Source organism: Demequina sp. NBRC 110055 (assembly GCF_002090135.1).
GTDB lineage: Bacteria > Actinomycetota > Actinomycetes > Actinomycetales > Demequinaceae > Demequina.
Window position 1 is genome coordinate 859,994 of sequence record NZ_BBRL01000004.1, and the last position, 18,652, is coordinate 878,645.

Genomic DNA, 18,652 nt, shown 5'->3' on the forward strand with positions numbered 1-18,652 from the left:
AGTAGACGAGACGAGCTAGGTGGGCTATGAAGATTTTCGTAACCGGCGCTGCCGGGTTTATTGGATTCCACGTGGCAGCGAGGCTTCTAAGCGAGGGACACGAGGTTCTGGGTTACGACGCGTTAACTGAGTACTACGATCCGGAACTTAAGCAGGCGCGCCTTGGAGTGCTGAGCAAGTTCTCGGGGTTCTCGTTTGAACGCGGGCTGCTTGAAGACGAGGGCCGCCTAGCAAAGGTCTACGCGACTTTCGCTCCTGAGCAGGTCTTTCATTTTGCTGCGCAGGCAGGTGTGCGGTACAGCATTGAGAACCCGAAGTCGTATATGGAGTCCAATGTTGGTGGAACTTTCTCATTGCTCGAGGCCATGCGCGTCCGCCCGCCTAGCCACTTCATGTTTGCGTCGACATCGTCGGTCTACGGCGGGAATGTCGAGGTGCCATTCTGCGAAGACCATCGGACTGATGCGCCCGCATCGCTCTACGCCGCGACCAAGCGTGCTGGAGAAGCTATGTCTCACTCCTATTCCAGCCTTTACGCTATTCCAACCACGTGCTTTCGGTTCTTCACGGTCTATGGCCCTTGGGGCCGGCCCGACATGGCGCTATTTAAGTTTGTCGATGGTATTTTAAATGATCGCGTCATCGACATCTATGGTCACGGCAAAATGCGTCGTGACTTTACTTATATTGATGACCTCGTCGAGGGGATCATTAGGTTGTCGAGGTCCGTGCCTCGTCCCGACGGGGACGCACGACAAGTCCTAGGCTCCTCGAACATCGCGCCTTGGAGAGTCGTCAATATCGGTAATGGCAACCCGATCGAGCTGCTGCATTTCGTGCAGGTCATAGAAGAGACTTTGGGAGCAGTGGCTCGAAAAAACTTCATGGAAATGCAGCCCGGTGACGTAGTGCAAACCTATGCCGATGTCGATAGGCTCGAAAAATTGGTCGGCCATATCCCATTCACCTCCGTGCGTGAGGGGGTCAGGAAATTCGTCGCATGGTATGGCGACTATTATGGAGATGGCCGCTAGTGGTCGGAGTTTACCTCGATGGCGGCTTTTAATGGAATTCCTACGGTAGTCTTGTTCTTCTTCTGAGTTCCTTCGCCGAATCGTGGCTTATCCTTGCCTAACTGGGAAATGTGACAATCGCGACAAACGAGCTTGTGGTCGTGGCGCGCATCCCTCTCGCTAGCGTGAAGGGTGTCGCCTCCGACCGCTAGTGTTTGGGTATGGCTGAGCGTCTTTCCGTTTTTGGTACCGGGTATTTGGGTGCCACTCACGCCGCGGGTATGGCCGAGTTGGGTCATGAGGTCATCGGTGTCGATATTGATCCCGACAAGGTGGCGCGGCTGTCGAACGGTGAGGTGCCGTTCTTTGAGCCTGGTCTGCCGGAGTTGTTGCGCAAGCATGTGGACTCGGGGCGTCTGCGTTTCACGACGGATGCGGCGGAGGCTGCCGAGTTCGCCGATGTGCACTTCATCGGTGTGGGCACGCCGCAAAAGAAGGGCGAGTACGCGGCGGACATGACGTTCGTCGACTCGGTGATCGAGACCCTCGCGCCGCTGCTGACGCGCCCGGCGACGATCCTGGGCAAGTCCACGGTGCCGGTGGGCACGGCTGCGCGACTGGCCGCGCGGGTGCGCGAGCTCGCGCCCGTGGGCGATGAGGCGCAGTTGGGCTGGAATCCGGAGTTCCTTCGCGAAGGCCTCGCGGTCGAGGACACGCTGCGTCCGGACCGTCTGGTGGTGGGTGTGGATCCCGCCCGTCCCGGCCGTATCGAGGAGGTCGCCCGGCGCGTGTACGCGGACGCCATCGAGCGTGACACGCCGTTCTTGGTGACCGACCTGGCCACCGCGGAACTGGTGAAGGTCTCCGCGAACGCGTTCCTGGCGACCAAGATCTCGTTTATCAACGCGATCGCGGAGGTGTGCGAGGCCACCGGTGCGGATGTCGTCGATTTGGCCGATGCGATCGGTCACGACGCCCGTATTGGCCGCAAGTTCCTCGGCGCCGGCCTGGGTTTTGGTGGGGGCTGCCTGCCCAAGGACATTCGCGCGTTCATGGCGCGCGCCGGCGAGTTGGGCGTGGATCAGGCGCTGACCTTCCTGCGCGAGGTCGATGGCGTCAACATGCGCAGGCGCGAGCACGTCATCAACCTCGCCGGTGAGCTCGTGGGGCACCTGCCGGGTACGCGGGTGGCGGTGCTGGGTGCGGCGTTCAAGCCCAACAGCGACGACATTCGCGACTCGCCCGCCTTGGATGTGGCAGGCAAGCTTCACCTGCAGGGCGCGACCGTGAGCGTGCACGACCCCGAGGCGAATGCGAACGCCCAGAAGGTGTGGCCCACCCTGACCTATGTCGACGACGCTATGGGGGCCTGCCGCGACGCCGACCTCGTGGTTGTCGCGACGGAATGGAAGCAGTTCCGCGAGCTTGACCCGGCGACGGTGAAGCAGGTCGTGAAGCACGCCCGCGTTATCGACGGCCGCAACTGCCTGCCGGCCCAGGACTGGATCGACGCCGGCTGGGACTACCGCGGCATGGGACGCCTGGGAAGCCCGGAACACATCCACACGGGATTGCGCGACTGACGTGGTGGAAGCCCGAGCGGCGTTGCCGCCTGGGCACGCCAGCTAAAGTTCCCGCTCGAACTCGGAGATGAAGGCGTTCAGTTGTCCCGACTCCACCAGGAACCCGTCGTGGCCGACGGGTGAGTGGACCACCTTCACGCCCGCCGATCCAGCGAACCCGCGGTCTAGTTGAATCGAGTTCTTCAGTGGATACAGCCGATCCGAGTCCACTGCCACTACAAGAGCAGGCCCGGTGTAGCGCGCGAGCGCCGTCTCGACACCTCCACGCCCGCGGCCCACGTCATGCGACTGGATCGCCTGCGACAGGCGCACATAGGTATTGGCGTCAAAGCGTCGCGCGAGCTTGCGCGCGTGGTGCTGCAAGTACGACTGGATGGCGAAGAGACCGCCCTTGCCCAGCGGATCGGAATCGCCTTGATAACGCCGCCCAAAGCGATCCGCGAGCTCGCCCTCGCTCCGGTAGTTGGTGTGCGCGATCATGCGTGCGATGCCGATGCCCACGTGGGGCCCGTTGCCGTCGGCGGCGTCGTAGTAGTTGCCGTCGCGGAACTTGGGGTCGGCCTTGATGGCGGCCAATTGCGCGGTGGACCATGCGATCTGGTCGGCGGTGACGGCGGCGGTCGAGCCGACGGGGGCGATGGCGCCCACGCGCTCGGGGACGGTCACGGCCCACTCGATGGCGCGCATGCCGCCCATCGAGGGGCCGGCGATGAGGCGCCAGCGGTCGATGCCCAGGTAGTCGGCGAGCCGGATCTCCGCGGCGACCATGTCGCGCATGGTGACGTAGGGGAAGCGGCCGCCCCACGGCTGGCCGTCCTCGGGGTGGGGCGATGCTGGGCCGGTCGTGCCTTGGCAGCCACCGATGACGTTGGCGGAGACGATGAAGTGGCGCTCGGGGTCGATGGGCTTGCCCGGACCCACGAAGGCGTGCCACCAGCCGCCGGTGTGGTGGCCGGGCTCGGCGGGACCGAAGACGTGGCTGTCGCCCGTAAGCGCGTGCGCGATGTAGACGGCGTTGTCCTTGGCGGCGTTGAGCTCGCCCCAGGTCTCATACGCCATGGTGACGTTGGGCAGCACGCCCATGGGGTCGGCCTCGAGGGGCAGGTCACCCAGGGCGAAGAACTGGCGGTGCCCGGGGTGGTCGCCCTCGCGCCATGCGGCCGAGGCGGGGATGGGTGTGCCCTCGCCGGGTCCTTGGTCCGCGGCGTACGCGTCCGACTCGATGCCGTCGTCATCCATGCTCGCCACGATAGGGCACCGCGCGGGGCTGACGGGGCGTCCATTGGCCCAGGAGCGCGGGCCCGTCGACCTCGTCACAAGGGGTTGTGACCCCGTGGGGCGGATGTTTATAGTGTGAGGCATTGGTTCGCATGTGACACATGTGACAACTGTGACGTTCCGCGCGGGTTTGCCCCACGCACCGAGGGAAGCGAGAACGATGGCCCGCTCTGCCGCCGCGCGCCGCCGCATCGAGCGCATCGCCGTGCCGTTCGCCGTCATCGGCATCACGGTCACCGCGCTCGCCGCCGGGCCTTCGGGTATCGCCGTCGCCGACGACTACCCGGGCGAGGACCAGATCGCCGCCGCGCGCGAGGCCGCCAACGGCGCCGCCGCGTCGGTGAACTCGCTGGATGCCGCGATCGCGTCGCTCGAGTCCGCGCTGCAGGACGCGGAGGTCGCCGCCCTCAGCGCCGGCGAGGACTATCACGTCGCGGCCGACGAGGCCGAGGCCGCGCAGGCCGAGCTCGCCAGCGCCGAGCAGCGCGCCGACGAGGCCGAGCAGGCCCTCGCGCTCGCGCGCCGCGGACTCGCGGGAGCCGCCATGCAGTCGTACAAGAACGCCGGATCGATGGGCTCGCTCGAGGCCATCACGCAGGCCGAGGGCTTCGACCAGGTCATCCAGCGGTCCGAGGCCGTGAGCCGCGCCTCGGCCGAGGCCGACGTGACCGTGCAGGAGGTGTCCGCGGCCGAGCTCGTCGCGACCACCACGCGTGCCTACGCCGAAGAGGCGGCCGTCAAGGCTCAGGAGGCCGAGCAGGCCGCGCAGGGTGCGCTCGATGCGGCCGAGTCGGCGCGCGTCGCCGCGGACCAGGCGGTGGCCGATGCCGAGGTGGCGCGCAGCGCCGCCGTCACCCGTCTCGCGCAGCTGCGCGGGGTGACGGAGGACCTCGAGCGCGAGCGCCAGGACGGCCTCGCCGCCGAGCGCGCCGCACGCGAGCGCGCCGCGTTTGAGGCGGAGCAGGAGCGCCTGGAGGCCGAGCAGGACGCCGAGGAGGTGTCGAACGCGGTCGGGGGCGCCGGCTCCTCCGGTGGGGCGGGTTCCACCTCGACGCCCAAGCCGACGGCGACGTCGACGTCGAAGCCCACCTCGTCTCCCAAGCCGACCTCCTCGCCCAAGCCGACCGAGACATCGGCCCCCGATCCGACCCAGACCTCGGAGCCGGAGCCGACGAAGACCTCCGAGCCCGAGCCCACCAAGACGTCGACGCCGGAGCCCACCAAGGAGCCGGACCCGGAGCCCGAGCCGTCGTGGTCGTCCTCGGCCGCGCAGGGCCGCGCCGCGACCGCCCACGCGCTGTCGCTGCAGGGCCACCCGTACTCCCAGACCCTCGACGGCGGCACCGGCCCCACGTACTACGACTGCTCGGGGCTGACGCAGGAGGCGTGGAGTGTGGCGGGCAAGTACATCCCGCGCACGTCGCGCACCCAGTACGCCGCGACCACGCACCTGCCGTACTCGGAGCTGCGCCCGGGCGACCTGGTGTTCCTCAGCAGCAACGGCACCACGGCGGGCATCTATCACGTGTCCATGTACATCGGCAACGGCATGGTCATGGAGGCCCGCAAGCCCGGCGTCCTGTCCCAGACGCGCTCGCTGTACGCGTGGGGCGTGAGCGACATGATGCCGTACATCGGTCGCCCGTAGCCCTCTTGGCCCCCTACGAGGGGTGAGCTCTGCCCTTTTCGCGGCGCGCCGAGTGTGACATGATCCACACCAAGACGTAATGTCCGCACCGCTGCAGCTGCTGAGGTGCGGCGAGACCGACGGTGCTGGGGGTCGGCATGAGGGACGCCGCAACGCGAAGTGACGCCGCGCACAGCGCCGCCCTGAGGCTGGTCGTCATCACCCCCGAGCTGCCCTTCCCCGGCATCGCGAGCGCCGGCGCCACCTACCTCTCCCGCCACCTCGACGTCCTCGAGGAGGTCGGCACGGTGCGGGTGATCGCGCCGTCTCACTCCGGCAATCGCCGCGCCCTCGAGACGTGGACGCGGCGCGCCGAGGTGCATCTGGTGGGAGGCGCCGACGCCGACCTCCACGTGCGCGGGCGTGACCGCGTCTGGAACGGCCTGCGCGGCGCGGGCCTGGGTGCGGAGTTCCGCCGCCGGCTGCGCCGCGAGCCGCACCTGCGTGAGACGATCGCGCACGCCGACGTCGTCGAGTTTCACTGGACCGACAGCGCGGGGCTCTTGGCAGACGTGCGACGCCTCAACGCGCGCGCCACGACCGTCATCGTCTGCCACGACATCCACGCCCAACTGTGGGGCCGGCGCGCCGCCTACGCGCGCGGCTGGCGCAAGGCCTACTTCGCCGCCCGCGGCTGGGTGACGTCGCGTGCGGAGAGGCGGTTGTTCTCGCGGGCCGACGCGGTGGTGTTCCTCTCCCACAAGGACCGTGACCTCGCCGTCCAGGCGTGCCCGGGCCGCGAATCCGCCTTCTGGGTCATCGAGCCGCCGCTCGCGGACGCCGCGCTCGTCCCCGTGGGGAGGGCCGGAGCCGACTTTGCGCCGGGCGCCGACCTCCCGACCGTGGTGCTCAGCGGCGCGTTCGCGTTCCCCAAGAACTCCCAGGCCGCGATGTGGCTGGTCGACAAGGTGTGGCCGTTGGTGGCGGCGCGGTGCGATGCGCGCCTGGTGCTGGTGGGCGCCGACCCCACTCCCGCCATGCGCGCGGCCGCCGCGGATCCCCGCATCGAGGTCACCGGGTGGGTCGAGGACCCGCGTGCCTATGTGGCCGCTGCCGACGTGTTCGTCGCGCCCCTGCTTACCGGCAGCGGCGTGAAGTTCAAGGTCATCGAGGCGCTCGTCCTCGACCGTCCCGTGGTCGGCACCGACATCGCGTGGGAGGGCATCGACTGCCCCGGCGCCATGCCCGTGCCCGCCGAGCCCGCGGCCTTTGCGCGCGCGATCCTGTCCGTCCTGTCGGATCCCGACGCGGCACGCGAGCAAGCCGGCGTGCGCGGCGCATGGGCCCGCGAACGCTACGGGATGGAGCGCCACCGTCGCGAGCTGCGCGCCGTCCTCGCCACCGTCGCACCTAGTCCCTAACGACCGCGCCCGTGGCGTCATCCACGCCACCCGTCGGCGATCCCTGCTCGCCTCCTCACAACGACGTGAACCCCGAAGTCCATCCCGGAAAGGCTTCAGCGCATGGTCCTGTACGACACCGGCCGGCCCGCATCGGCCCGCCGCGCCCCCTCACCGACTCGCGCGACCGCCGCGCCGCGTCCCGGCGGCGGCAACCTCCGCGTGCTGCACGTGACGGAGGCCTATGGCGGGGGAGTGGAGGCCGTGATCGCCCAATACCGGGAGCAGCCCGGCGTGGACAGCACGGTGCTGGCGCGCTCGCGCGAGGGCTCGCGCACCGGGCACGCGCACGCGGCTCCCGTGGGGGTGACCGAGGTCTCCTCTCGCGCGGGCCTGCTGCGGGCGTGGCTGGGCGTCCGGCGCGGTGACTACGACGTGGTCCATGTGCACTCCACGGTCGCGGGGCTCATGGTCCGCGTGCTGCGCCCGCGCCGGGGCGCGGCGATCGTGTACACGCCTCACGCGTTCGCGTTCCTCGGGTACGGGCGCCGGTGGATGCGTCGCGTGGTGCACGTGGCCGAGTGCGTCCTCATCGCACGCACCGACGTGGGCGCCGCGGTGAGCCTGCACGAGGCGCGCGAGTTCGCGGCGCTCGGCCTGCCGGAGGAGCGGATCGCCTACGTGCCTCACCAACTGACCCCGGCGTCCCCCGCCGTACCCAAGGTGGAGCGCTATCCGCGACGCGTGGTGGGCATCGGCCGTCTGTGCGATCAGAAGGACCCGGAACTCTTCGCCGCCGTCGCCAGGGCGTCGCGCACCCAGGCCGCGTCCGGGGCCATCGAGTTCGTGTGGATCGGCGACGGCGACGACAGGCTGCGCGAGACCTTGGCCGATGCCGGGGTGGCCGTCCTGGGATGGTTGCCGCGGTGCGAGGTCATGGAACACCTGCGCTCGGCGACCGCCGTCCTCCACACCGCCAAGTACGAGGGCATGCCCGTCTGCCTGCTGGAGGCGATGGCCTCGGGCACGCCCATCGTCGCCCGGCAGATTCCGTCCGTCAGCGAGCTGTCCGCACCCCTGTTGTTCTCGCGGCCCGAGGAGTCGGTTGACGCGTTGGTGCGCGTCCTAGACGACGAGGCTCTGTGGCAGCGGCTAGCGTCAGCGGGTATGAGGGAGGTGCAGGAGGAGTTCTCGGCGAAGGCCCAAGCGGCGTCGCTCGAACACGTCTATAGGACTGCAATGGCGCGTGCGGCCGCCCGCGTCTGAGGGCCGCGTCCGGGGGTTGGGGCGGAGCCCTGCGTTCTACGCGGGTCTCGCCGGCCAGGGCATGGCGCTCGCGGCCATGCTGGTGCCGATTGTGTTGCGTCTCACCGAGCCGCTCACGGACCTCGTGGTGGCGAGCGCGGTGTCCACCATCGTCGCGATGCTCGCCTCGATGGGGACGCAATCCCTGTTGCCGGTGGTGAGTGACGCGGAGGGTGCGGCGGCCACCAGGGTGCTGATGCTCGGTGTGCTCGCTGCCGGACCGGTTGCGGCGGGCGCGCTGGGGGCGCTGGGCTACGACCTCCCCACGTGTCTGGCCGCCGGGGCCCTGTGCGCCGCGCAGACCGGATACATCGGTGCGCTCGCGGGGCTGGTGCGATTCGAGCGCTTCGCGGACGTCGGTTCGCTGCGCGTCGTCTACGGGGCCGCCAGCCTCGCCGCGGTTGCGGTCGCGGCGGTGGCCTGGGGCTCCGGGCTGGCGCTCATCCTCGCCGCCGCGGTGAGTTTTCTGGCGGCCGATGCATTCGCCGTCTCCCGTACCTGGCCGCAGTGGCGTGAGGTGTGGGGGGCCGCGCGGGGGTCGCGGTCGCGCGCGATGGCCGACTACGTCAGGCTCAGCTACCGTGCGACCCTCGCCGGGGTGCTGGACGCGATCTCCGCGCAGGGCAGCGGCCTTGCGGTCGCGGGGCTCGGGGTGTTGGCGCCGGCATGGGCGGTGATCACGCGGATCTCGGGAGGCATGGCGACGGTGGGGCACCAGTTGGTGGCGCCGTCCGTCGAAATGGAGGTGGCGGCCGTGGTGCGCCGCGGCGACGTGGTCTCGCGTGCGCAGGTGCGCCGCGGCTGGGTGCTCGGTGCGGCGCTCGGCGCGCTGACCACGGTCGCGAGCGTGGCCGCCATGGCGTTCTCCGGCGCCGCCGACGGGCTCACCGGTGGGGAGGTCGCCGTGCTGATGGTGGGCGCGGCGGCGTTCTGGGGTGTGACGGTGGCGCAGACTCCCGTCGCGAAGCTCCTCGTGATGCTGGGAGACCAGCGCGGACGGCTGATCTGGGAGGCATTCCGCGCCGCGGGCGTGGGTGCTATCTTGCTGACGATGTCCGGCGAGGGGTCGGTCCTGGCGCTGTCGGCACTCGGTGTGCTGGCCGCCATCGCGTACTACGCGCTGCTGTCGAGGCGCCGTACGCGCGTGGCCTCACGCGTGGTCGAGGGGGGCTGAGTGTGCACGTTGTTGAGGTGGTGCGGTCGCTGGACCACGGCGGCGTCCAGCGCCTGCTGATCTCGCGCCTGCGGCGGGTAGGTCACGACCACGAGACGTGGGTCGTCAACACGCTCCCCTCCGAGCATGATCTCGAGGACGCGCTCGTCGCGGCCGGCGGGCACTCGGTGCCGTCGCGTGGGCGCGGATACGTGGCCGGATTGCGCGCGGTTGTCTCCCTGGTGCGGCGAGTGGACGCGGATGTGGTGGTGGTGCACGCGCCGTCCGATGCGGTGGTGATGAAGGTCGCCCGCGCGCTGCGCCTGATCCGCTGCCCCGTGGTCGAGTTTGTGCACAACACCCGCTATCGCAGCCGGATCGTCGCGTGGGCGGCCGCCGCGACCAATGGCTTCGCCGATGCCCACTTCGCCGTGAGTGCCTCGTGCCTGGACGCGCCCCACATGAGGCACACGCGTCACGCCCACCTCATGCGCCAGGGCATCGACGTGGCAGAGGCGCGCCGGTGGGTGCAGGCGCAGTCCGAGGAGGTCGCGCGGCGGCGCGCGGAGATGGGGGCGGGCCCCGGCGACGTGTTGGCCGTCTTCTGCGGACGCCTTGTCGCCGAGAAGCAGCCGGAACTCGTGGTCGAGGCGGCCGCCCTCGTGGCCGGTCCCCGCCTCAAGGTCGCGCTGGTGGGCGACGGCCCGGAGCGTGAGCACCTCGAACGCCTGGCGAAGTCGCTCGGCGTCGCCGACCGGGTCCGCGTGCTGGGTAGGCGGGAGGACGGCTGGACCTACGTCGCCGCGGCCGACGTGCAGTGCCTGCCCAGCCTCCATGAGGGCCTCCCTGTGTCGCTAATGGAGTCCCTCGCAGGCGCCACCCCGGTCATCGCGACGCACATCCCGGGCGTGGATGAGATCGTCGAGCACGGCGTGAACGGCGTCCTGCTGCCGGCCCATGCCGCCGCCAGCGACATCGCGCGCGTGTGGGAAGGACTGCTCGCCGACGAGGAACTGCTCGCGCGCCTGCGCGACGGCTGCGCCGCGACCGCCGGGCAGTGGGACGCGGCCGCCGCGGATGCACGGTTCTACACGGTCCTGGGGGAGCTCGCGCGATGAGGGCCGGGGCGAGCGCCCGAACGAGGGCAGTGGTGCGTGGCCGGGTACGCATCGACCGCGGGCGCCAACTCGCGATCAGCGCCCTGGTGGTGTGTTGGTTGCTCGCCCTCACCGCGTCGTTGCGTGCCCGAGACGTGCTCCCGGCCAGGTATTCGCTTGACGCCGACCTCATCCAGGCGATCGCGCAGCACCGGGAGCAGATCCCCCTCGACGAGAGCTTCAGACGCACCGGTCGGTTCTATGAGGTGCTGGGGCTCGCCTCGTCGCCCCTCGCCGTCGCGGCGCTCAGCCTGGCACTCGTTGGGCTCGCACTCCTGCTCGCGCTGGGCCCCGTGGGTGCCTGGCGGGCGCGGCTCGACGCTCCGGTGTTGATCCTCGCCGCGACCTTCCTGGTCCTGTCGATCGTGTACCTGTCGGGCTACAGCAAGGACGTCATCGCGCTCATGGTCGTGGTGCTGTGCGTGGTGGTGTCCCGCACTCGGGTGGGACTGCCCGCCATCGTCGTCCTCGTCGTGACCTACGGGGTGCTGTTCCGCTCATACTGGATCGCGATCGCCGCCGTGTTTGTGCTGCTCGCCTTCGCCGACCGGCGCTACGGCCTGGGTGGGTGGCGCTGGCTCGTGGTGCCGCTGTCACTCCCCGTCGTCGCGACCGGCTACCTCGTGATGGCGGGAGAGTCGCCTGCGGCCATCCGCGGCGACATCAACAGCTCGCGCGAGGCCACGGACGTCTCCACCCTCATCACGCCGGTGTTCGAATCCGGCGGCTACGTCGATGACGTCCTCAACATCCTGCTGATCTTCGTGCTCTTGTGCGTGCCGCTGACCCTGCTCGCCGTCGGCGGCATCTTCTACTGGGGCGCGTTCGTGATGACTACCACGATCACGGTGACCGTGATCGTGGTGTTGCGGGGGTCGGGGCTGCGCGCGGCATCGGCCGACCCCACCCACCGCCGCGTGATCCGCGGCGCACGCGACTGTTTGCTGCTCCTCGTCGCCTTCGTGGTCATCCAGGCGCTGTTCGAGCCCGACTACGGGTCCGCGACCCGCCACCTGACGGCCATGCTGCCGCTGGCGATCGCCGGTGCGGCGTGGTCCCGCGGCGGCATCTATGCGGGCCCCGAGCGGCGTCACCCGACGGCGCCCGACGAGCCCTCGGCGCCCGAGCCCGACGACGACTCGGTGTGGGACGACCTTGCCGAGTCCGACCCCGCGGCCGACCTCGACGATGTGGCGTCGGAGCCGTCGACCGCTCCGGCGCGGGTGGCGAGTTGGGACCCGGCAGTGGAGCTCACGGAGTCCGACCCCGATGGCGACACTGATCGTGACGACCTTCACGATCTCGAGGCGCTCGACGGTGTCGAGGCAGACGAGGAGCGGGTATAAACCCCGCCACAGCATCGGCCGCCCCAACCACGCCGGGCCCATGCACAAGGCGCCGCTCCCCACATGGGGAAGCGGCGCCTTGTGCGTTGCTGCGGGCTTAGTGCGCCGGCGGCGGCACCAGCGGGTTCATGTGCGCGAACGACGTGCCCTTGGCACGCTCCATCGACGCCTTGATCTCCGCCTCGGCCTCCTCGCGGCTCACCCAGTGGGCGCCCTCGACGGACTTGCCGGGCTCGAGGTCCTTGTAGACCTCGAAGAAGTGCTGGACCTCCAGGCGGTGGAAGTCGGAGACGTCGTTGAGCTCGCGGCGCCAGGTCTGACGCTGGTCGCCCGCGGGCACCGCGAGGACCTTGTCGTCGCCGCCGGCTTCGTCGCGCATGCGGAACATGCCCAGCGCGCGGCAGCGGATCTGGCAGCCGGGGAACGTGGGCTCCTCCAGCAGCACCAGCACGTCGAGCGGGTCCCCGTCCTCGCCCAGCGTGCCGTCGATGAACCCGTAGTCGTCCGGGTAGCGGGTCGAGGTGAACAGCATGCGGTCCAGGCGGATACGCCCGGTCTCGTGGTCCACCTCATACTTATTGCGCGATCCCTTGGGGATCTCGATCGTGACGTCGAATTCCATAGAAAAGTCCTAAGCGTCGTCGAAGAGTCTTTGGGCACTAGTGTGGCCCACGAAAAGAGGTGACGCGTGCGCGCAAGGGTAGCAGTCGGGGCCGTCGCGGTCCTGGCATTAGGGGGTGCCTACCTCTGGCTCGATGCGGCCGATGCCGTCCCCGGCTTCCTCACCGCCTCGCCCGAGGCCGTGGCGCCCGCCCCGTTCCGTACCGCCGAGGCCGTCGAGCCGTCGCCGGCGGCGCGCGTCGACGTGATGGGGGTGACCGACGGACCCGCGCTGCCGGCGGCCGCCCGCGTCCAGGAACTCGCCGAGGCCGTGCGCGCCGACTCCCGCACGGGGGAGTCCACCAACGTCTCCGTGATCGACCTCGTCACCGGCGAGGTGCTCGCCGACGTTGACGCCGCGGACACCCAGGTGCCCGCCTCGACCACCAAGCTGCTCACGTCCGTCTCGGCCGTCGTGGACCTGGGGGACGACTACCGCATGACCACGTCGGCCACGTGGGATGCGTCGTCGCGCACCGTCACCCTCGTCGCCGGCGGCGACATGTTGTTGGCGGGCGATGCGGGCCACGGCGGAGAGGGCGAGGACGCCAACGGCTGGGCCGGCCTGGGGGATCTGGCCGATGCCGTCGCGAGCGCCGTACCCGACCTCGGTTCCGCTCCCGTCACCCTGGCGGTCGACGACTCGGCCTTCGAGGGCCCCGCGCTCAACCCCGAGTGGCCCGCCTACGCGATGACCTCTGGCTACGTCGCCGCGGCCACGGGGCTCGCGGTCGACGCGGCCCGCATGACCGACGAGCACTACGCGCCGCGCTACGACGATCCGTCGCTCGCCGCGGGCGACGTGTTCGCCGCCCGCCTTGGCGAACGGGGGGTAACGGTGGAGGGTGAGGTGACGCGGGCATCGGCCGTCGGTGACGTCGTCGCCACCGTCGAAGGCGCGCCGCTCGCGGACGTCGCCGCCCTCACCCTGTACGAGTCCGACAACACCATCGCCGAGATCACGGCGCGCGTCCACGCGCTCGAGACGGGGCGCGCGACCACCCCCAAGGGTGCCGCTAAGGCCACGCGGGCGGGCCTGACCGCGCTCGGCGTCAACGTCGCGGGGCTCGAGCTGTACGACGGCGCGGGCTTCTCCGAAAACAACCGCATCTCGCCGGCCATGCTCACCCAGACCCTCCAGCTCGCCTACGCCGACCCCGCCACCTCCGAGCTGCCCGACTGGCTGCCCGTGGGCGCGCTCGAGGGCACCGTGTCCGGCCGCTACGAGGACACCGCGGCGGCCGGCCAGATGCGGGCCAAGACCGGCTCGCTCACCGGGGTGTCGTCGCTGGCAGGGGTGGTGCAGACCGCCGACGGCCGATGGCTGGCCTTCGCCACCATGGCCGACGGCATGGAGTACAACCCGCAGGGGCCGCGGGACACCTTCGACGACATGGTCGTCGCGCTGGCAGAATGTAGCTGTGAGGGATAACGCGTGACCGGGCCACACCCGTCCGTCGCCGCCGTGCGCAACGCGGTGCGCGAATCCCTCGACGGCTGTGACATCGGCACCCGTGTCTGGGTCGCCTGCTCCGGCGGGCCCGACTCGCTCGCGCTCGCGGCGGCCACCGCCTACGTGGGCCGCAAGGAGGGCTACCTCACCGGCGCGATCATCGTCGACCACGGGCTGCAGCCGGGCTCCGCCGCGGTGGCCGAGCGGGCCGCCGCCGAGGCGCGCAAGGCCGGCCTCCACCACGTCTTCATCGAGAAGGTCACCGTGGGGCGCGACGGCGGGCTCGAGGCCGCGGCCCGCAACGCCAGGTATGCCGCCCTCAACGCGCGCATCGATGAGGTGGGCGGGCACCACCCGCATTTGCTGACCGGCCACACCATGGACGACCAGGCCGAGACGGTGCTCTTGGCGCTCGCGCGCGGCAGCGGGGCGCGGGCCCTGGCCGGTATCCCGGCCCGGCGCGGGCGTATCGTGCGTCCCCTCCTGTCGTTGCGCCGCAAGGACACCATCGCCGCATGCCAGGCGCTCGGGCTCGACCCGTGGCACGACCCCACCAACACCGTCACGGACGGCCCGCGCCGCTCGGCGCTGCGCACCCAGGTGATGCCCGCGCTCGTCGAGGTGCTCGGGCCGGGCGTGGTGTCGGGCCTCGCACGGTCGGCGGCGTTGCTGCAGGCCGATGCCGACGAACTCGACCGTCAGGCCAGGGCCACCCTGGGCTCCGTCCCGCAGTCGCCAGAAGAGCAGTGGCGCTGCGACATGCTCGCGGCCCTTCCCGACGCGATCCGCTCGCGCATGATCAAGATGCTCGCCGAACACCGCGGCGCCGGCGCTCTCACCGCCGCGCACGTCAACGCCGTGGACCAGCTGGTCGTGGGGTACCGCGGCCAGGGCGCCGTCTCCCTCCCTGGAGGCTACGAGGCCAGGCGCGAATATGGCAGGCTGGTCATCTCCCACCCCACCCGAGAAACGGGCGACCGGTCCTGACGGGCCTCGCCATCGCATCGGCCATCCCCGGAAGGATCCCCGTGGAACCCCAGTACGACATGGACGACTTCACCAAGATCATCGTCACGGAGAACGAGATCCGCCGGAAGCTCGACGAGATCGCGGCCAGGGTGCGGGAGGACTACGCGGGCGAGGACCTGCTGCTGGTGGGCGTGCTGAAGGGCGCCGTCATGGTGATGGCTGACCTCGCGCGTCGCCTGCCCCCGCAGGTTCAGATGGACTGGATGGCGGTCTCGTCCTACGGAAGTGGCACCAAGTCGTCAGGCGTCGTGCGCATTCTCAAGGACCTCGACGCCGATCTGACCGGCCGTCACGTGCTGATCGTCGAGGACATTATCGATTCGGGCATCACGCTGCACTGGCTGCTGGGGAACCTGAAGTCGCGTGGGGCGGCGTCGGTCGAGGTCGCCGCGCTGCTGCGCAAGCCCGACGCCACCCAGGTCGACATCCCCGTGCGCTACCTGGGCTTCGACATCCCCAACGAGTTCGTCGTGGGCTACGGGCTCGACTACGCGGAGCACTACCGCACGCTGCCGTTCGTCGCGATCCTCAAGCCCGAGGTCTACGGGGACAACTGACCCCTCGCCTCACGTCCGCCACGCCCGGCCCTGGACACCCACCGGGAGCAGCACGTGGCGCGCAGTGTGTACGACCGGTGGATGCCACATGTCTACTTGCCTAGTAGGGTTCAGCCAGACCACCCGAGGGGGAGATCACACTGACTGCTGCAGACGCCGCCGCCGCGGCCGACATCGCGCGCGAGGCCGGCGAGGTCCTGCTCGAGGTCCGCGCCGGGTTCTCCGAGGACTTCGACGGCAAGGCCCGCGGCAAGGCAGGTGACGCGAAGGCGCAGGAGCGCATCGCGGCGCTGCTCGCCTCGCGTTTCCCCGACGACGCGGTCCTGTCCGAGGAGGCGCGGGACTCGTCGGCGCGGCTGAGCGCGGAGCGCGTGTGGATCATCGACCCCCTCGACGGCACCCGCGAATACTCCGAGGGCCGCGCCGACTGGGCCGTCCACGTGGCCCTGTGGACCCGTGGCGCGAAGCCGGCCGACGCATCGGCCGATGTTCCTGGCGAACTGACGGCGGCAGCCGTCGCCATCCCGGGCGAAGACCTGGTGCTGGACACGGACACCGTGGGTGGCATCGGCCCCCGCGAGGACGGACCCGTCCGCCTGGCCGTGTCGCGCTCGCGGCCCCCGGCCATCACGGAGCCCGTGCGCGAGGCCCTCGACGCCGAGCTGGTGCCCATGGGATCCGCCGGCGTGAAGATCGCCGCCGTGGTGCGCGGGCAGGTCGACGCCTACGTGCATGCGGGCGGCCAGTACCAGTGGGACTCCGCCGCCCCCATCGCCATTGCCCGTGCCGCGGGGCTGTTCTGCTCCCGGATCGACGGATCGCCGCTTGTCTACAATGAGGCCGATCCTTACCTGCCCGACCTGGTGGTGTGCCGTCCCGAGCTTGCCGAGCGCATCCTCGCGACCATCGCCGCCGCAACGTCTGGAGAAGAAGCATGACCCAGCCCGCGTCCCACGCGTTGAGCCAGCTTGACGCGCTCGAGGCGGAGGCCATCCACATCATTCGCGAGGTCGTCGCGCAGATGGAGAGGCCCGCCCTGCTGTTCTCGGGAGGCAAGGACTCGATCTGTCTGCTGCACCTCGCGATCAAGGCGTTCGCTCCGGCTCCCGTGCCGATGCCCGTCGTGCACATCGACACCGGCCAGAACTTCCCCGAGGTCATCGAGTACCGCGACCGCGTGGTCGCACAGTACGGCCTGACGCTCGTCGTGGGCTCCGTCCAGGAGGCCATCGACGCGGGCAAGGTGCGCGAGGCGCCCGACGGGTCGCGCAACCGCATTCAGACGCCGGTGCTGCTCGAGACCATCGAGAACAACCGCTTTGACGCCTGCATGGGCGGCGCGCGCCGCGACGAGGAGAAGGCCCGCGCCAAGGAACGCGTGTTCTCCTTCCGCGACGAGTTTGGCCAGTGGGACCCCCGCAACCAGCGCCCCGAGTTGTGGAACCTGTACAACGGCAAGGTCCACCCCGGCGAGTCGATCCGCGTGTTCCCGCTGTCCAACTGGACCGAGCTGGACATCTGGGACTACATCCGCTCGCGCGACATCGAGGTCCCCTCGATCTACTACGCGCACGAGCGCGAGGTGTTTGTGCGCGACGGCATGTGGATGGCCGCCAACGAGTTCGCGGTGCCGCCGGAGGGCGTGCCCACCGAGGTCCGCAAGGTGCGCTACCGCACCGTGGGCGACGCGACGCTGACCGCGGCCGTCGAGTCCGAGGCGGACACCATCGACAAGATCATCGAGGAGACGGCGGCGACCCGCCTGACCGAGCGCGGTGCCACCCGCGGCGACGACCGAGTGTCCGAGGCCGCCATGGAGGACCGCAAGAAGGAGGGGTACTTCTAATGGACCTTCTGCGTTTCGCCACCGCCGGCTCCGTCGACGACGGCAAGTCCACCCTCATCGGCCGCCTGCTGTACGACTCCAAGTCGATCTTCGAGGACCAGCTGGAGTCCATCGAGCTCGCGTCGAAGAACCGTGGCGCCGAGACCACCGACCTGGCGCTCCTCACCGACGGCCTGCGTGCCGAGCGTGAGCAGGGCATCACCATCGACGTGGCCTACCGCTACTTCGCGACCCCCAAGCGCAAGTTCATCATCGCGGACACTCCTGGCCACCAGCAGTACACGCGCAACATGGTGACCGGAGCCTCGACTGCCGACCTCGCGGTGATCCTCGTGGACGCTCGCAAGGGCCTCACCGAGCAGTCGCGCCGCCACGCCACCATCTCGTCGCTGCTGCGCGTGCCGCACATCGTGCTCGCCGTGAACAAGATGGACCTCGTCGACTACTCGCAGGAGCGCTTCGAGGAGATCTACGCCGAGTTCACGGAGTTCGCCTCCAAGCTCGACATCCCCGACCTCACCGCGATCCCGGTGTCCGCGCTCCTGGGCGACAACATCGTTGACCGCTCCACCTACATGGACTGGTACCAGGGCACGTCGCTGCTGTACCACCTGGAGAACGTCCACATCGCGTCGGACCGCAACCTCCAGGACGTGCGCTTCCCCGTGCAGTTCGTGGTGCGCCCCCAGACGGCCGAGCACCCCGACTACCGCGGCTTCGCCGGCCAGGTGGCGTCCGGCATCCTCAAGGTGGGCGACGAGGTCATGGCGCTGCCCTCGGGTCTGTCGACCCGCGTGGCCGCGATCGACGGCCCCAACGGACCGCTCGACGAGGCCTACCCGCCCATGTCGGTGACCGTGCGGCTCGAGGACGAGATCGACATCTCGCGCGGCGACATCATCTGCCGCAAGGGCAACCACCCCGAGCCGACGCAGGACATCGAGGCCACGGTGTGCTGGATGGACTCGTCCGCACTGAAGACGCGCGACAAGGTCGGGATCCTCCACAACACCCGGATGGCGCGCGCCATGGTCAAGGACATCGCCTACGAACTCAACGTGAATACCCTTCACCGCGACCAGGAGGCGACCGAGCTGGGTCTCAACAGCATCGGCCGTGTGTCCCTTCGTGTCACCTCGCCGCTGCTGGTGGATGACTACGCGGAGAACCGCATCACGGGCTCGTTCATTTTGATCGACGAGGCGACCAACCGCACCGTCGGCGCCGGAGTGATCCGCAACTAAC

16 protein-coding genes are annotated in these 18,652 nt (G+C 69.8%); 14 read left to right on the top strand and 2 right to left on the bottom strand.

Annotated elements, in window-relative coordinates; all coding sequences use genetic code 11:
- Positions 1-26 precede the first annotated feature (26 nt).
- Positions 27-1,034 (top strand): NAD-dependent epimerase/dehydratase family protein, encoded by a 1,008-nt coding sequence (locus tag B7K24_RS03980; protein WP_084128842.1) that lies wholly within the window; start codon positions 27-29, stop codon positions 1,032-1,034.
- A gap of 200 nt (positions 1,035-1,234) precedes the next feature.
- Positions 1,235-2,596, top strand: coding sequence for a UDP-glucose/GDP-mannose dehydrogenase family protein (locus tag B7K24_RS03985; protein ID WP_084128843.1), 1,362 nt, complete (start codon positions 1,235-1,237; stop codon positions 2,594-2,596).
- A 42-nt stretch (positions 2,597-2,638) separates the two neighbouring features.
- Here B7K24_RS03985 and B7K24_RS03990 read toward each other — a convergent pair whose 3' ends face one another.
- A complete protein-coding gene (locus B7K24_RS03990; protein ID WP_084128844.1) occupies positions 2,639-3,835 on the bottom strand; it encodes a homoserine O-acetyltransferase in 1,197 nt (398 codons plus the stop codon).
- A 199-nt stretch (positions 3,836-4,034) separates the two neighbouring features.
- On the opposite strand from B7K24_RS03990, the gene B7K24_RS03995 reads away from it, so the two are divergent.
- The 6 genes from B7K24_RS03995 (at position 4,035) to B7K24_RS04020 (ending at position 11,862) form a co-directional block, all read left to right on the top strand.
- Entirely contained in the window at positions 4,035-5,522 is a 1,488-nt protein-coding gene (locus B7K24_RS03995) for an NlpC/P60 family protein (RefSeq protein ID WP_084128845.1), read from the top strand.
- 137 nt (positions 5,523-5,659) lie between these two features.
- Positions 5,660-6,922: a glycosyltransferase family 4 protein gene (locus tag B7K24_RS04000; protein WP_084128846.1), complete on the top strand. Its 1,263-nt coding sequence runs from the start codon at positions 5,660-5,662 to the stop codon at positions 6,920-6,922.
- 102 nt (positions 6,923-7,024) lie between these two features.
- Positions 7,025-8,167, top strand: coding sequence for a glycosyltransferase family 4 protein (locus B7K24_RS04005; RefSeq protein WP_084128847.1), 1,143 nt, complete (start codon positions 7,025-7,027; stop codon positions 8,165-8,167).
- Between the two features lie 16 nt (positions 8,168-8,183).
- Entirely contained in the window at positions 8,184-9,380 is a 1,197-nt protein-coding gene (locus tag B7K24_RS04010) for a hypothetical protein (RefSeq protein ID WP_144268112.1), read from the top strand.
- Between the two features lie 2 nt (positions 9,381-9,382).
- A complete protein-coding gene (locus B7K24_RS04015) occupies positions 9,383-10,477 on the top strand; it encodes a glycosyltransferase (RefSeq protein WP_084128849.1) in 1,095 nt (364 codons plus the stop codon).
- Between the two features lie 32 nt (positions 10,478-10,509).
- Complete coding sequence (locus tag B7K24_RS04020; protein ID WP_144268113.1) at positions 10,510-11,862, top strand: hypothetical protein; 1,353 nt, start codon at positions 10,510-10,512, stop codon at positions 11,860-11,862.
- 97 nt (positions 11,863-11,959) lie between these two features.
- Here the strand turns inward: B7K24_RS04020 and B7K24_RS04025 are convergent, their stop codons facing one another.
- Positions 11,960-12,484, bottom strand: a complete 525-nt coding sequence (locus tag B7K24_RS04025; RefSeq protein ID WP_084128851.1) for an inorganic diphosphatase — start codon at positions 12,482-12,484, stop codon at positions 11,960-11,962.
- 66 nt (positions 12,485-12,550) lie between these two features.
- On the opposite strand from B7K24_RS04025, the gene dacB reads away from it, so the two are divergent.
- The 6 genes from dacB (at position 12,551) to B7K24_RS04055 (ending at position 18,651) form a co-directional block, all read left to right on the top strand.
- Positions 12,551-13,954, top strand: coding sequence for a D-alanyl-D-alanine carboxypeptidase/D-alanyl-D-alanine-endopeptidase (gene dacB / locus B7K24_RS04030; RefSeq protein WP_084128852.1), 1,404 nt, complete (start codon positions 12,551-12,553; stop codon positions 13,952-13,954).
- Positions 13,955-13,957: 3 nt separating this feature from the next.
- Positions 13,958-14,962, top strand: coding sequence for a tRNA lysidine(34) synthetase TilS (gene tilS / locus B7K24_RS04035; RefSeq protein WP_084128853.1), 1,005 nt, complete (start codon positions 13,958-13,960; stop codon positions 14,960-14,962).
- Between the two features lie 59 nt (positions 14,963-15,021).
- Entirely contained in the window at positions 15,022-15,561 is a 540-nt protein-coding gene (gene hpt, locus B7K24_RS04040; protein WP_084129241.1) for a hypoxanthine phosphoribosyltransferase, read from the top strand.
- Positions 15,562-15,701: 140 nt separating this feature from the next.
- On the top strand, positions 15,702-16,499 hold the full coding sequence (locus B7K24_RS04045; RefSeq protein WP_084128854.1) for a 3'(2'),5'-bisphosphate nucleotidase CysQ: 798 nt from the start codon (positions 15,702-15,704) through the stop codon (positions 16,497-16,499).
- The gene (cysD, locus tag B7K24_RS04050) at positions 16,496-17,407 is read left to right on the top strand and encodes a sulfate adenylyltransferase subunit CysD (RefSeq protein ID WP_084128855.1); all 912 of its coding nucleotides are present in this window, start codon (positions 16,496-16,498) and stop codon (positions 17,405-17,407) included. The genes B7K24_RS04045 and cysD overlap by 4 nt, the downstream gene beginning before the upstream one ends.
- A complete protein-coding gene (locus B7K24_RS04055; RefSeq protein ID WP_084128856.1) occupies positions 17,407-18,651 on the top strand; it encodes a sulfate adenylyltransferase subunit 1 in 1,245 nt (414 codons plus the stop codon). The genes cysD and B7K24_RS04055 overlap by 1 nt, the downstream gene beginning before the upstream one ends.
- The last annotated feature ends 1 nt before the right edge of the window (position 18,652 follow it).

Excerpts from the sequence above, each read along its gene's own strand:
- B7K24_RS03995 (WP_084128845.1), top strand. The coding sequence starts at position 4,035 with ATGGCCCGCTCTGCCGCCGCGCGCCGCCGCATCGAGCGCATCGCCGTG.
- B7K24_RS04005 (WP_084128847.1), top strand. The coding sequence starts at position 7,025 with ATGGTCCTGTACGACACCGGCCGGCCCGCATCGGCCCGCCGCGCCCCC.
- B7K24_RS03980 (WP_084128842.1), top strand. The coding sequence starts at position 27 with ATGAAGATTTTCGTAACCGGCGCTGCCGGGTTTATTGGATTCCACGTG.
- B7K24_RS04000 (WP_084128846.1), top strand. The coding sequence starts at position 5,660 with ATGAGGGACGCCGCAACGCGAAGTGACGCCGCGCACAGCGCCGCCCTG.
- B7K24_RS03990 (WP_084128844.1), bottom strand. The coding sequence starts at position 3,835 with ATGGATGACGACGGCATCGAGTCGGACGCGTACGCCGCGGACCAAGGA.
- hpt (WP_084129241.1), top strand. The coding sequence starts at position 15,022 with ATGGACGACTTCACCAAGATCATCGTCACGGAGAACGAGATCCGCCGG.
- cysD (WP_084128855.1), top strand. The coding sequence starts at position 16,496 with ATGACCCAGCCCGCGTCCCACGCGTTGAGCCAGCTTGACGCGCTCGAG.
- B7K24_RS04055 (WP_084128856.1), top strand. The coding sequence starts at position 17,407 with ATGGACCTTCTGCGTTTCGCCACCGCCGGCTCCGTCGACGACGGCAAG.
- B7K24_RS03985 (WP_084128843.1), top strand. The coding sequence starts at position 1,235 with ATGGCTGAGCGTCTTTCCGTTTTTGGTACCGGGTATTTGGGTGCCACT.
- B7K24_RS04025 (WP_084128851.1), bottom strand. The coding sequence starts at position 12,484 with ATGGAATTCGACGTCACGATCGAGATCCCCAAGGGATCGCGCAATAAG.